Here is a 13,116-nt window from a genome sequence, read left to right as displayed (position 1 = left end):
CAGTATCAAGCTAAAGAATTTGTCCCCAGGCGCTGACGAAGGTCAAGGCGGCGTCGGTGAATGCTGGATCGGCACGCAGCATGGCCATGGCATCCAGATCGGCCTGGGTGAGTAACCCAAGTTCCAGCAATGCAGGCCCTGCCTGAGCGGTGGTTGCTGCCCAGAAGGCATCCGCCGGGCTGTTGTCGCCGATTCGGCCTTCGAGGGTGCTATGCCCGACGTTGGCAAGCCCCCGGTCACGTAGCCGATCAGGCAGCCCATCGGCCCAGAACATGTCAGACCCGATGGACTGCTCCAACAGTGTGATTCCGGCCTGGGCGACTTTGCGCAACAACGGGTTCGTCGTTCTGAGGCTCGGTTGCAGGCTCACATCTTCGATCACCAACCAGCCACCGGGTCGTAACCAAGTGGCGGCTCGCGTCACTATCTCCTCGCGGTCAGTGAGGTGACACAGCAGCGCCCGGGCGTGCACCACGTCGAACGATGCGGCAGGAAAATCATCGGTCGGGACATTGTGGGTCATGACCTTGATGCCGGGGATATCGACCAGGAAGCGGGTATCGATATCCGTGGCGGTAACCGTTGCGTCGGGATATCGCTGGCTCAACCAGCCGGCGAGCGATCCGGCACCGGCGCCCAGATCAAGAATGGCGGGGGCGTCCGGCAGATCCAATCGGTCAAAAACCCTATGGCTTAACGGGTCAAAGGCGCGCTCCAAGGTTTGCAATCTCGCCAATTGGCCCGCGTGTTGGTCGGCGAGATAGCTACGGGTGTAGCCGGGTTGCTCGGTGGAAACAGGTGTGGTCAAAGCACGACCTCCAATTGATCAGGGCAGCGATTGAGAAACCCGCGCTCTTGGGGTTTGAACCCCGGAGCCCAGCGTAGGTTGGGAAAGGTCTGCAGCAGCATGCGCGCGCCGATCGTGATCTCCATGCGGGCGAGCATGGAGCCCAGGCAGAAGTGGCGCCCCGCTCCGAAGGCGAAATGGCTGGTCGCCTGTTCGGTGCGCAACATATTGAAGGTGTCCGGGTCGGTGAATTGGGCCGGATCGCGGTTGGCCGAACCGATCAGGCAGGCCAGGGTTGCGCCACCAGGAATCGCTCCCGACGGCAGTTGCAGCGGTTCAGTCGCCTCCCGCAGCACGAGTTGCAAAGGCGGGTTGCGTCGCAGGGTTTCGGTGAGGGCATTGTCCATCAGTGCTGGATCAGCGATCACCGCCTCTTTCACGCCGGGTTCGCTCAACAGGTTGACAATCAGATTCGCCAGGGCGCCGTGACTGGTCTCGCTGCCTGCTGTCATCAGGATCGCGCAATAGGACCGCACAAAGGACTCGGACAACGGCTGGCCGTCAATGCGTGCCGCCAGGAGCTGTGAAATCAAGTCGTCTTTGGGCTCTACACGCCGAGCGTCGATATAGGGCTGGATAAAGTCGTAAAAACTGTCTCGGTTGGATAACCCACCGGTCAACAGCGCTGGGTCCTGACGATAGTTGCCCATGTACGCGAAGCCAATGGCGCACCAACGCTTGAGCCGCTCCACCTCCTCTCGGGTGTGTGCCGGGAGGCCCAACGCGTGCGCCATCACTCGTACCGGCAACGCGGCGGTGAAATCGGCAATCAGGTCCACCTGAGGGCGGCCCTGCATACGCGCCAGCAAGTCTGTGGTGACTGCGGTGATAGACGCTTCAAGTGCTACCAGCGCCTTGCTGCGGAACGAAGGGGTGAGCAATGCACGGTGCTGGGCGTGTTCGCAGCCGTCCATGGTCACAATGGTGTGCCCCAGCAGCGGCCCAATCTGCCAGGTATAGTTGCGATTGCTTGCCCCCGGGTGGGTCAACGCGGCTTTGACATCCACATGCCGACTGACCAGCCATACATCGGTGGGCTCGTCGTACGCGATCGGCAGTGTGGTGCGTAAACGCTCATACAAGGGGTACGGGTCGATTTCGAACTGGCGGGACTTGAGGGTCGGCGCAGTCATCGCCAGATCCACTTGCCGGCTGTGCTGTAACGTGGAGCCAGCGGCCTGTAGGTGATAGCGCGAAACGCTGCGATGCCAGTCCCCCGCCGCCCGGACAACCTGACGCAACCGGTCCGGATCGGTCGCAGCGCACGGCGGGTAATGGGCATGCTCGGCAGCGGCTGCCGTGAATTGCGCAACTGCCGTGTTGACCATCTGATGGGCTGCTTCTATCGCGCCAGGCCAGTCCAGGCCAGTGGTGTGCGCGAGTATCGACACCAGACTGAAGCGCTCGCCACACACCACATCTTTGGCAACCGAGTGGATATCGTTCGTCCACGCAATGATATCGGCAGCGTGCGTACGCAACCTGCTCCACGTTTCCACCTGCGCAGGATGCTCGTACGGGTCCAGGGCTTCGGCACCATCGATAAGATCAAAAAAGAACAGGGCGCCGAAGGAATCCCGGCGCAACGGCAAATACTCAGCCAGGGCGAGTGCCGTCTCGGTTTCTCGCATGCGTACCTGCGTCGCCTGCGCGCGCAGATGCTGGAGCAAGTGCCCCACCAGCCTCTGCCGCCAAGGCCCGCTGCCCCAACGCTGAATCTCGGGCCACAAGTCATCGACCAGAACAGCCAGCATCGGGTCCTCGAACCCGCTGCGTTCACCTGACGAGGCAGCAACGCCGCTGTCGGTCAACGCCTGCACGGCGGCGATGAAGTGCTCCAACGCGCCGTTTTCCGCCCAGGGTCCGTCATCAATACGGTCATCCAGCGTAAGCGCCCAGAGGTACCAGCACACCAGGGTCTGCGCTCGGTGCGTGGGCGCCCGCCCGCACAATGCCATTCCCAGGTCGAGCAGTGTCGTGGTGGTCAACCGATGCGCGCCACGCCTGCCGATCAAACCGTATCGCTGCGCCCAAGCAAGCGCATGCGCACGCAGCCGTTCAGTGTCGGCACGCGGCGGTGCAACGGCGAAAGGTAGCTGGATATCGGGAATAGTGAGCGGCTCCGGCGAAGAATGACTGTTGTGGCGGGTGCCGGTATCGCCTTCACAGTGTTGCGGTGCCATGAGAAGCTCCTCTGGAATCAAACTTTCAGTGGGGCTGACCTTATTTGAAATCAAAAACTCAGGATGTGAGGGGTATCCGAAGGTCACCCGGCAATGGCGGTCTTTCGACGTAGGAGAAAACGGAGCGTGCTGAGCACCGAACAATGATCGATCGCCCACGTTGCTTAAACTGCTCCGGTGAATGGGTCGGCAACTGCGTATGACTCATCAGCCTCGATTGGGTAAGGTGAAGGCACATCCCTTTTCAGGAGCACCCTATGCGCACCATCGGCCTTATCGGCGGCATGAGCTGGGAGTCCAGCGCCGAGTATTACCGCCTTATCAACCAGTCTGTGCGCGACCAGCTCGGCCCGCTGCGGTCGGCGCAAGTGTTGATGTACAGCGTGGATTTCGGCCCGGTGGAACAGGCTCAACATGCCGGGCGTTGGGACGATGCCGCGCTGATCCTGGAAGATGCCGCACGGCGCTTGCAGGCCGGGGGCGCTGATTGTGTGGTGCTGTGTACCAACACCATGCATTTAGTGGCGCCGCGCATTGAGGCGGCGGTGTCGATCCCCTTCCTGCATATTGCCGACGCCACGGCGGCTGCGGCCCTGGCGGCCGGGACCTTGACGGTGGGCTTGCTGGGTACAGCGTTCACCATGGAGCAGGATTTCCTCAAATCGCGCCTCGCCGCCCAGGGGCTCACCGTGCTGGTGCCAGACGCGGATGAACGCAAGGCGGTGCACCGAATCATCTATGAGGAGTTGTGCGTAGGCGTCATCAGTGATGCCTCGCGCCAGGTATACCAGCGGGCGATCCAGGCACTCGCTGCACAAGGCGCCCAGGCAATCATCCTCGGCTGCACGGAAATCTGCCTGCTGATCCAGCCCGAACACAGCGCCCTGCCGCTGCTGGACACCACCGCGCTGCATGCGCAGGCCGCAGTGGGGTTTGCCTTACAAGGCATCTGTACCGGGCGCTGATTCTGTGAGCAATGCATGACCCGTGTGGGAGCTGGCTTGCCTGCGAAAGCGGTGGTTCAGTCAAAGACTCAGTAACTGACACACCGCCTTCATCGACGTTATGTAGTCCCTATACTTACAGGATCAAGCCGAGGTGCGCAGGCGCGCCATGCTCAGGGTGTCGACAAACACACCATCACGCAGGGCGTAATCGCGCAACCGCCCTTCCACTTCGAAGCCGAACTTGCGGTACAGGTTGTGCGCAGGCTCGTTGTCCGCGTAAACCGTCAGCTCCACACGGTGCAGGTTCATCCAGTTGTCAGCCACCTCCAGCGCAGCCGCCAACAGCCGCGAACCTACCCCTTTGCCCTGCGAGGCGGGCGCCACGCCCATACCCAACGAGCCAACGTGGCTTTGGCGTACGCGCAGGTATTGCTCAAGCCCCAGTTGGCCAATCACCTCACCGCCCTGCAACGCCACCAGTTGCAGGCGCCGCTCGTTATCCATCACCAGGCGCTTGCGCCACATCTCAACCGACTGAAAAGGCATTTGTAGCACCTGACGGCAAACAGCCGGTTCGTTGTAGAGCGCGGCGACGCCCTCCAGGTGGGCCTCGGTAAAACGCTGGATCACGATAGCCGGTTCAGGTGGGTGCATTGCATTTCATCCTATGAAAGAAACGGGGTCGGCCAGTGTAGAGGCTAAGTCGCCCGCCTGACGAGCCCGGAGTTTTCCCACCGGCCAACCAGCACCATCCTGCATCTGAACGATGGCGATCACTGCGCGCAGCACCGATACTCAGCCCAGGCCCTGCCCCGTCGCCCCGACGTTTTGGCCTTCACCCTGTGACGAGAACAACAAAAAAAGTCCCACAGAGGAACCCCCATGAACCGCCTTGATCCCGTGAGCCTGCTACAGGCCTTCAGCACATTGACCCTGGACCTGCAACGCCTGGCCCAACACCAGGATATCGAACACTTTCAGCACCATGCCCTGGCGCGCCTCAGCCAATTGCTGGCCTTCGACAGCGCCTGGTGGGGGCGCTCGGCGGTCATCAACGGTTTGCCGCAAGAGCACAACAGCTACCTCTACCAGTTGCCCCCCGACTACCTGGCGGACTGGCAGTCAATCCGCCATCTGGACGTGACCGTTGCGCGGGTGCATGCCTCGCCCGGCGAAGCGGTGATCATCGATATGCGCGACCTCGCCAGCGGCAGCGCCTTGAACTGGTTAGCGCAACGCCACGGCCTGGGTGAATTGCTGTGTGTGATCCATATCGACCCGCAAACCCACCTCAGCCACCACCTGACGCTCTACCGCCAGCCCACTGCGCCCAAGTTCAACGCGCAGGAGCGCCAGTTGCTCAATAACCTGATGCTGCACCTGGTGGCGGCGGTCTCGGCAAACCAGATACGCACCTTGGTAGCCATGCGCGAAACCCTGACCAGCCCGCGCAATCTGGCCCTGGCGGTGTGCGACCCACGGGGGGTGTTGCAATGCGCCGAGCGCGGTTTTGTCGACTTGCTGCTCAGCGAATGGCCGCAATGGTGCGGCCCCACCCTGCCGGGGCCCCTGGATGAGCGCGGGCATGACGGCAAGCACATCCATATCCAGGCGTCCCCGGTGGGCGACCAATTGCTGCTGGCCGCGCGCCTCAACCGCGCCCTGCCCCAGCTCAGCCCACGGGAAAACGACGTGGCCCAAGGCTTTGGCGAGGGCAAGACCTACAAGGAAGTGGCCCGCGACCTTGGCCTCTCGCCCAATACCGTACGTCATCATATTCGCGCCATTTACACCAAGCTCGGCGTCAAGGACAAGGCGCGCATAGCGCACCTGGTGCACGCCCCGCCCGACTGCCCCGGCCCGCTTTTCCCACGGTTTTGCCACGGTCGTTTTTTTCGGTCACGGGCTGCTGTTGCCCATTTTCCGGCCTCCTCTGACACGAGACGCTTCGTCATGACTTCAACATGCCTACGTAACCTGACAGCGCTGTGCGCCACCCTGCTCAGCCTCGACAGCCAGGCTGCCGACCTCAACGCCCGCGACTTTTTCGCCGCTCCACCAGGCACCCGCCTGGGTGTGCTGTACCTGCCCGCCACCCGTGCCGGCGATTTCCATGGCCCCGCCGACAGCACCAGCAAGGCCGACCTCAGGGTCAACGCCGTGGCCTCCCGCCAGGTGTATTTCACCGACGCCTGCGGCACCCTGTGCACGCCATAATTCATCCTGCCCTTTGCCGACATCAGCGCACGCCTGCCCGGCGCCAACCAGCGCAGCCGCGAGCGCGGTCTGGGCGACCCACAGGTGGGCGGCACGCTGTTTTTCGTCAACAACCCAGTCTCGCGCACCTACAGCGGCCTGTTGAGCCTGATCACTGTGCCGGTGGGTGAGTACCACAGCCAAAACCCGGACGTCTCCCCCGGTGCCAATCGCTGGGGCGCCACCTTTGTCTACAACTACACCCACGGCATCGGCGAAAACTGGGTACTGGAAGCCAATCTGGAAGCCCAGCTCTATGGCCGCAATGACGATTACTTTGGCAGCGAACTCAAGCAAGCCGCGCTGTATCGCCTGCAGGCTTTTGCCTCGTATGACTTCAGCGCCGCCACTTACGGCGCGCTGCGCCTGATCCAGGCAGACGGTGGCGCCCTGCGCCTCAACAACCGTCGCCTCGACGATACCCACAAGCGCTACACCCAAGTCGGCTTCGAACTCGGGCATTGGCTCGACCGGCAGAACCAACTGATGGTCAGCCTTTCGCAAAGCGTTGCGGCTTCCAATGGCTATGCCGGCACCGAAGCGCTGTTGCGCCTGGTGCATGTGTTCTGACCCCTTTCCCTGGAGCTTGAAAATGCCCATTTCCAACCCTGCGATAACGGCACGGCTGGCGGCGATCGTGCTGTTTGCCGCCATCACTCCGACCCTCCTGATGACTGCGCCCGCCGTGGCCGCGCAGTTGGCCAGCCAGTGGCAACTAAGCCCGGCGCGTATTGGCGACTTGTTTTCCGTGGAACTGGGCGCCATGAGCCTGGCGACCCTGCCCGCCTGGTGGTGGCTCAAGCGGGTTGACTGGCGCACCGCCGCCCGGGTCGCCGCGCTGTTGTTCATTGCGGCCAACCTGCTGTCGATGCTCGCCGACACCTACGCCATGCTGCTGGTGTTGCGCGGTGCCAGCGCCCTGGCCGGCGGCTCGTTGATGATCCTTTGCCTGGCCAGTGCGGCCACTACCGCCAACCCCAGCCGGGTCTATGGTTTGTGGGTGATGGGGCAGTTGATCGTCGGTGCCCTCGGCCTGGTGGTGCTGCCTGGTTTGTTCGAGCGGTTTGGCTTGAATGCCTGCTACCTGATCCTGGCAGGGTTGATGGCTCTGCTGCTGCCATTGGCGCGGGCTTTTCCCGCCGGTAGCGCTGCCTTGCCCGCCAGCCGCGTCCCGGTCTTGCCCGGTTCACGCTGGAAAGCCGCCCTGGGGGTTGGCGCGGTCCTGGCCTTTTATATCAGCCTGGGAGGCGTATGGACCTTTATCGGTGCCTTGGGCGCCAGTGCCGGGATTTCGGCGCAGCACAGCGGCGAAATCCTCGCCATCGCCACCGTGATGGGCATTGCCGGGGCCGCGAGCGCTTCAATGATCGGGGCCCGCTTGCCGCGTGGAGTGCTCTTGTTGCTGGGCTACATCTTGATGGCGGCAGCGGTGCTCCTGTTGCTCGGCCAACCCGCATTGCTGCGATTTGCCTTGGCGGCGCTGCTGTTCAAATTCACCTGGACCTTCATTCTGCCGCTGATCCTGGCCTGCCTGGCCGACCTTGATCACAGCGGCAAGCTGATGAACGCCTCCAACCTGGTGATCGGCGGCGGCCTGGCCATCGGCCCAGCGCTCGCCGGCCGCCTGATCGAAGCCAGCGGCGGGTTCAGCCTGTTGCTGCTTGGTGCAGCCGCTATGACCTTGCTGTCCCTGGTGATGATCGTCGCCAGCCGTCCCCATTCCCCCACTGAACTGGAACCGGTATGAACCCAACCACCGCATTTTTTTTCGACGAAATGAGCCTGTGGCACAGCGCCGGCGCCCATGCGCTGACCCTGCCCGTGGGCGGCTGGGTGCAGCCGCCGGCCGGCAGCGGGCATGCCGAGTCACCCGAGACCAAGCGCCGCTTGAAAAGCCTGTTGGATGTCTCCGGACTGAGCGGCCAACTACAACTGCGTAGCGCGCCGCCAGCCAGTGAAGAGGATCTGCTACGGGTTCACAGCCGTGCTTACCTGCAGCGTTTCAAGGCCTTGAGCGATGCGGGTGGCGGTGAGCTTGGCCCCCAGGCACCGATTGGGCCGGGCAGCTTCGAAATTGCGCAACTGTCCGCCGGACTGACCCTGGCCGCCGTGGACATGGTGCTCAACGGCCAGGCGCACAATGCTTATTCCCTGTCGCGGCCACCGGGGCATCACTGCCTGGCAGACAGCGCCATGGGCTTTTGCTTTCTCGCCAACATTGCCATTGCCATCGAGGCCGCCAAGGCCCGCAACGGGCTGGGCAAAGTCGCGGTGATCGACTGGGATGTGCACCACGGCAACGGCACGCAGTCGATCTTCGAAGAAAGGGCCGATGTGTTGACCATTTCCCTGCACCAGGACGGCTGCTACCCGCCCGGTTACAGCGGTGAGCAGGATCGAGGCCGAGGGGCCGGCATGGGGGCCAACATCAATATCCCGTTGCCACCGGGCAGTGGTCACGCCACCTATCTACACGCCATGGAACGCATCGTGGTGCCCGCGCTGGAGCGATTCGAGCCGGAGTTGATCATCGTTGCTTGCGGTTATGACGCCAACGCCGTCGACCCGTTGGCGCGCATGCTGTTGCACAGTGAATCGTTCCGACTGCTGACCCGCGCCCTGCGCCTGGCCGCCGAACGCCTATGCCAAGGCCGTCTGGTGCTGGTGCACGAAGGCGGCTACAGCGAAGCCTATGTGCCGTTCTGCGGCTTGGCGACCCTGGAGGAATTGAGCGGCGTGCGCACAGCGGTGCAAGACCCGATGCTTGAGTTTGTGCAGTTGCAGCAACCGGGTGCTGCGCTACAGGGGTTTCAAGATCAGTGGGTGGAGCGGCTGGCGCGCGGGGTCAGCGAGTAGCTGCCAGGCGCCATACCCGCGCAATGTCCGAGGCCCGCTCACGCAACAGGCGCGGCGCCTCGTGACAGGCCTGTTCCAGTGACATGGGCCCCGACGGCAATGCAAATGCGGCATCTACACCCTGGGCGTACATCTGCTCATAGCCGTCGCCCAAGGTGCCCGCGATCACGACCACCGGCACGCCCTGTTGCTGGGCAATGCGCGCCACGCCAAACGGGGTTTTGCCACGCAGGGTCTGGGCGTCGAAGCGGCCTTCGCCGGTGATAACCAGATCGGCGCCACGCACCGCTTCATCGAGGCCAACCAGTTCAGCGACTACCTCAACCCCTGGACGAAACTGGGCCGCGAGGAACGCCTTGGCAGCAAACCCCAAGCCACCGGCGGCGCCGCTGCCGGGTTCGTCACGCACATCCTTGGGCAGTACCTGAGCACAATGATCGGCGAAGTGGCCAAGGGCAGCGTCCAGTTGTGCCACTTGCTCGGGGCTCGCGCCTTTTTGCGGGCCGAAAATCGACGACGCTCCATGAGGGCCGCACAGGGGATTGTTGACGTCGGCGGCGATTTCAAAACGCACCTGTGTCAGGCGCGGATCAAGTTGTTCGAGACTGATATGCGCCAGGCGTGCCAACGCCAACCCACCTGCCGGCAGTGGCTGACGTTCGCTATCCAATAGCTGTACGCCAAGGGCCTGCATCGCCCCCGCCCCGCCATCGTTGGTGGCACTGCCGCCAATCGCCAGGATGATGCGCTGCGCCCCGGCATCCAGCGCGGCGCGGATCAGCTCGCCGGTGCCAAAGGTGGTACTGGAACAGGCGTCGCGCTGCCCCGGCGCGACGAGTTGCAAACCACTGGCCTCGGCCATCTCGATCATCGCCGTATGGCTGTCGGCCAGCCAGCCCCAGCGTGCCTCGACGCTGTCGCCCAGCGGGCCACGGACTGTTTGCCGGCGCAATTGCCCCTTACACGCGGCGAGCACCGCATCCACCGTGCCTTCACCGCCATCGGCCATCGGGCACTGAAGCATGTGCGCATCCGGCCAGACCTGGGCCCACCCCTCGGCAATCGCCTGGGCGACGCCTGCGGCACTCAGGCTGTCTTTGAACGAGTCGGGGGCGATCACGATTTTCATGGGCTTTCTCCGGTTTTTATAACGCCCATGCTGCCAGTTGGCCGGGGCAATGACGCGGGGCCGATGCACAAGTGTGGGGCGGGTTTGTTGTTCATTCTTACAATGCACGTTGTAGGAGCGAGCTTGCTCGCGAAAAACCGGAGCGCGCCGCGGTGAATCAGGCAACCTGCGTGATCGTTGACGTTTTTCGCGAGCAAGCTCGCTCCTACAGGGGGTGGGGCAACAGTTGGACGCCCAGGTACAAGGCAAGCATCCCATCGAGCGTCAGCGGGTCCACGCCGCTGAGTTCGGCTATGCGCTCCATGCGGTAGCGCAGGCTGTTGCGGTGAATGCCCAAGGCGTCGGCACACGCCTGGCTTTGCCCATCGTGCTCGCACCAACTGCGCAACGTGGCGAGCAGTTGCCCGTTGCTGTCCTTGGCCAACACTTTGCGCAACGGGTTGAGCAGTTCGTCCAGGGCGTCGTCGTTGCGATGACGCCACAGCATCACCGGCAGGCGATAACGGTTGAGGGTCAACAGCCGTGATTGCGGCAGGATATCGCGGCCATAAGCAAGCAGATCCCCTACCCGGCGGTAACAGCGGCGCAGCCCCGCCAAGCCTTCCGCTTGCCCGCCGATGGCAACGCGCAGGATGTTCCAACCCAGGCCGTCGAGCTTTTCCAGCAAGCGGGGGTTATCGACCTGCACCGCAGCAGGTCGGCACCACAGCAAGGAAAACTGCGCGGAGCTGACGCACCAACTGTCCGGGTAGCGGCTGGCAAGCCAGGCGCTCAGGGCCTCCGCCGTTTGGCCCGGGCCCAGTTCAAACAGGTACGGCGTGCGCGCCAGCTGTGGCTTGAGCCCCAGTTGCTGGGCTTCGTCCACCAGGCGCGGGGCGTCGCCGCTGTCGGCCAACAGCAGGGCCAGCAGATCATCGCAACGTTGGCGCCGCCATTGTTGCTCGGCTTGCTGGTGGCGTTGGCTGACCAGCATTTCAGCGGTCATGCGCACCAGTTCGGCATAGGTTCGCAAGCCATCGGGTTCTCCGGTGATACCCAGCACGCCAATCAGGCGCTGATCATGCAGCAGCGGCAGGTTGATGCCGGGTTGCACACCCTTGAGATGCTTGGCGGTCTGCCCGTCGATTTCCACCACACGCCCATTGGCCAACACCAATTGCGCACCTTCATGCCGTGTGTTGATACGCTCCGGCTCGCCGCTGCCCAGGATCAAGCCCTGGCTGTCCATGACATTGACGTTATGGGGCAGGATTGCCATGGTGCGATCGACAATCTCCTGCGCCAGGGCATGATCCAGCTCGAACATGGGGCTAATTTCCTGAAAAAGGTTGTTCACCGGCACAGCGCAAAGATAGCTTGACTGTGCGCCAGCACAAAGACAGTTGCCCATCACGTCACCGAGACTGTCAGGGCGGTCAACGTTACCCTCGCACCGCGAAAAATCATAATAAAGAGAGAATCCCATGTCACAGAGCGCCACTGCCGCACTGGCCAGCGATGACGATAAAAACGCCATCTACAAGCGCATTACCCTGCGCCTGATCCCCTTCATCTTTATCTGCTATCTGTTCAATTACCTGGACCGGGTAAACGTTGGCTTTGCCAAGTTACAGATGCTCGATGCGTTGAAATTCAGTGAAACCGTGTACGGCCTGGGGGCCGGGATTTTCTTTATCGGCTACGTGCTGTGCGGCGTGCCGAGCAACCTGGCGTTGACCAAATTCGGCCCTCGGCGCTGGATTGCGTTGATGATGATCGTATGGGGCACGCTTTCAACGTGCTTGTTGTTTGTGACCACACCGACGCACTTTTATACCTTGCGCCTGTTTACCGGTGCCGCTGAGGCGGGCTTCTTTCCCGGTGTAGTGCTGTACCTCTCGCAGTGGTTTCCGACCTTTCGCCGGGGCCGGATCATGGCGCTGTTCATGTCGGCCATCCCGGTGTCCGGTTTGCTCGGCAGCCCGTTTTCCGGCTGGATTCTCAATCACTTCGCCGCCGGCCAAGGTGGCCTGGCAGGCTGGCAGTGGATGTTCCTGCTGCAAGGTATCCCCACCATAATTCTCGGCGCCCTCGCCTATTTCCTGCTCAGTGACAGCTTCGCCAACGCCAAGTGGCTCAAGCCCCATGAGCGTGCGGTGCTGGAAGCCGACCAGGCCACGGACTTGGCAAACAAGCCGAAAACCACCAGTGACTCCCTGGCCGAGGTGTTCAAGAACCCGGCGATCTGGGCGTTCGGCCTGATCTACTTCTGCATCCAGAGTGGCGTGTATGCGATCAACTTCTGGCTGCCGTCGATCATCAAGAATCTGGGTTTCAGCGATAACCTGGTGATTGGCTGGCTCAGCGCGATTCCGTATCTGTTGGCAGCGGTGTTCATGCTGCTGGTGGGCCGCTCCGCCGACTTGCGCAAGGAGCGCCGCTGGCACTTGGTGATCCCGATGTTGATGGGCGCCATAGGTCTGATCATTGCGGTGAACTTCGCCACCACTCCCGCCATCGCCATTCTCGGCCTGACCATCGCCACCATGGGCGCCCTGACCGGCCTGCCGATGTTCTGGCCGGTGCCCACCGCCATGCTCAGCGCGGGTGCGGCGGCGGGTGGCCTGGCGTTGATCAACTCCATGGGCCAGATGGCGGGCTTTCTCAGCCCGTATATCGTGGGTTTTGTGAAGGATGCCACCGGGTCCACGGATGTGGCGTTGTACCTGCTGGCGGCGGTGATTGTAGGCGGTAGTGTCCTGGCCCTGCGGATGACGCGCACGCTCAAGGCCTAACGTTTTCAAAGTGGGAGGGGGCCTGTTCCCTCTCACTTTGGCCAGGTATTTACAACAGGCCGCCACCGTCGATATCAACCACTGCCCCGGTCATAAAACCGTTTTCGATGGCCAGTAAATAACC

At 62.5% G+C, this 13,116-nt stretch carries 9 protein-coding genes and 3 pseudogenes; 6 read left to right on the top strand and 6 right to left on the bottom strand.

Annotated features, from left to right (window positions below):
- Nucleotides 1-10 precede the first annotated feature (10 nt).
- Both CER19_RS25355 and CER19_RS25350 read right to left on the bottom strand, forming a co-directional pair.
- Nucleotides 11-808: a trans-aconitate 2-methyltransferase gene (locus tag CER19_RS25355; protein WP_116668399.1), complete on the bottom strand. Its 798-nt coding sequence runs from the start codon at nucleotides 806-808 to the stop codon at nucleotides 11-13.
- Nucleotides 805-3,030 (bottom strand): cytochrome P450, encoded by a 2,226-nt coding sequence (locus CER19_RS25350; protein WP_116668398.1) that lies wholly within the window; start codon nucleotides 3,028-3,030, stop codon nucleotides 805-807. The genes CER19_RS25355 and CER19_RS25350 overlap by 4 nt, the downstream gene beginning before the upstream one ends.
- Nucleotides 3,031-3,287: 257 nt before the next feature.
- Between CER19_RS25350 and CER19_RS25345 the strand changes: the two genes are divergently transcribed.
- Nucleotides 3,288-3,995: an aspartate/glutamate racemase family protein gene (locus CER19_RS25345; protein ID WP_116668397.1), complete on the top strand. Its 708-nt coding sequence runs from the start codon at nucleotides 3,288-3,290 to the stop codon at nucleotides 3,993-3,995.
- Nucleotides 3,996-4,118: 123 nt separating this feature from the next.
- On the opposite strand, the gene CER19_RS25340 is transcribed toward CER19_RS25345, so the two are convergent.
- A complete protein-coding gene (locus CER19_RS25340) occupies nucleotides 4,119-4,631 on the bottom strand; it encodes a GNAT family N-acetyltransferase (protein WP_116668396.1) in 513 nt (170 codons plus the stop codon).
- A 228-nt stretch (nucleotides 4,632-4,859) separates the two neighbouring features.
- Here CER19_RS25340 and CER19_RS25335 point away from each other — a divergent pair.
- The 4 genes and pseudogenes from CER19_RS25335 to CER19_RS25320 form a co-directional block, all read left to right on the top strand.
- A pseudogene (locus CER19_RS25335) lies at nucleotides 4,860-5,828 on the top strand (LuxR C-terminal-related transcriptional regulator); the annotation flags it as partial.
- Nucleotides 5,829-5,930: 102 nt separating this feature from the next.
- A pseudogene (locus tag CER19_RS25330) lies at nucleotides 5,931-6,803 on the top strand (transporter).
- 22 nt (nucleotides 6,804-6,825) lie between these two features.
- Nucleotides 6,826-7,980, top strand: coding sequence for an MFS transporter (locus CER19_RS25325; protein ID WP_116668395.1), 1,155 nt, complete (start codon nucleotides 6,826-6,828; stop codon nucleotides 7,978-7,980).
- The gene (locus CER19_RS25320; protein ID WP_116668394.1) at nucleotides 7,977-9,089 is read left to right on the top strand and encodes a class II histone deacetylase; all 1,113 of its coding nucleotides are present in this window, start codon (nucleotides 7,977-7,979) and stop codon (nucleotides 9,087-9,089) included. Before CER19_RS25325 ends, CER19_RS25320 begins: the two co-directional genes overlap by 4 nt.
- On the opposite strand, the gene CER19_RS25315 is transcribed toward CER19_RS25320, so the two are convergent.
- Entirely contained in the window at nucleotides 9,079-10,218 is a 1,140-nt protein-coding gene (locus tag CER19_RS25315) for a glycerate kinase (protein ID WP_116668393.1), read from the bottom strand. The genes CER19_RS25320 and CER19_RS25315 overlap by 11 nt on opposite strands.
- Before the next feature lie 205 nt (nucleotides 10,219-10,423).
- Nucleotides 10,424-11,524 carry a sugar diacid recognition domain-containing protein gene (locus tag CER19_RS25305; protein WP_116668392.1) on the bottom strand — a complete coding sequence of 367 codons (1,101 nt, stop codon included), beginning with the start codon at nucleotides 11,522-11,524 and terminating at the stop codon, nucleotides 10,424-10,426.
- Nucleotides 11,525-11,681: 157 nt separating this feature from the next.
- On the opposite strand from CER19_RS25305, the gene CER19_RS25300 reads away from it, so the two are divergent.
- Complete coding sequence (locus CER19_RS25300; protein WP_116668391.1) at nucleotides 11,682-12,992, top strand: MFS transporter; 1,311 nt, start codon at nucleotides 11,682-11,684, stop codon at nucleotides 12,990-12,992.
- A 49-nt stretch (nucleotides 12,993-13,041) separates the two neighbouring features.
- Here the strand turns inward: CER19_RS25300 and CER19_RS29320 are convergent.
- Nucleotides 13,042-13,116: pseudogene (locus tag CER19_RS29320) on the bottom strand (dehydrogenase); the annotation flags it as partial.

Source organism: Pseudomonas sp. GL93, assembly GCF_003408955.1.
GTDB lineage: Bacteria > Pseudomonadota > Gammaproteobacteria > Pseudomonadales > Pseudomonadaceae > Aquipseudomonas > Aquipseudomonas paracarnis.
This window is presented reverse-complemented; position numbering and strand designations above follow the sequence as displayed.

What these genes read in the sequence shown, in the direction of transcription:
- CER19_RS25350 (WP_116668398.1), bottom strand. Translation starts at nt 3,030, where the DNA reads ATGGCACCGCAACACTGTGAAGGCGATACCGGCACCCGCCACAACAGT.
- CER19_RS25345 (WP_116668397.1), top strand. Translation starts at nt 3,288, where the DNA reads ATGCGCACCATCGGCCTTATCGGCGGCATGAGCTGGGAGTCCAGCGCC.
- CER19_RS25340 (WP_116668396.1), bottom strand. Translation starts at nt 4,631, where the DNA reads ATGCACCCACCTGAACCGGCTATCGTGATCCAGCGTTTTACCGAGGCC.
- CER19_RS25325 (WP_116668395.1), top strand. Translation starts at nt 6,826, where the DNA reads ATGCCCATTTCCAACCCTGCGATAACGGCACGGCTGGCGGCGATCGTG.
- CER19_RS25320 (WP_116668394.1), top strand. Translation starts at nt 7,977, where the DNA reads ATGAACCCAACCACCGCATTTTTTTTCGACGAAATGAGCCTGTGGCAC.
- CER19_RS25315 (WP_116668393.1), bottom strand. Translation starts at nt 10,218, where the DNA reads ATGAAAATCGTGATCGCCCCCGACTCGTTCAAAGACAGCCTGAGTGCC.
- CER19_RS25305 (WP_116668392.1), bottom strand. Translation starts at nt 11,524, where the DNA reads ATGTTCGAGCTGGATCATGCCCTGGCGCAGGAGATTGTCGATCGCACC.
- CER19_RS25300 (WP_116668391.1), top strand. Translation starts at nt 11,682, where the DNA reads ATGTCACAGAGCGCCACTGCCGCACTGGCCAGCGATGACGATAAAAAC.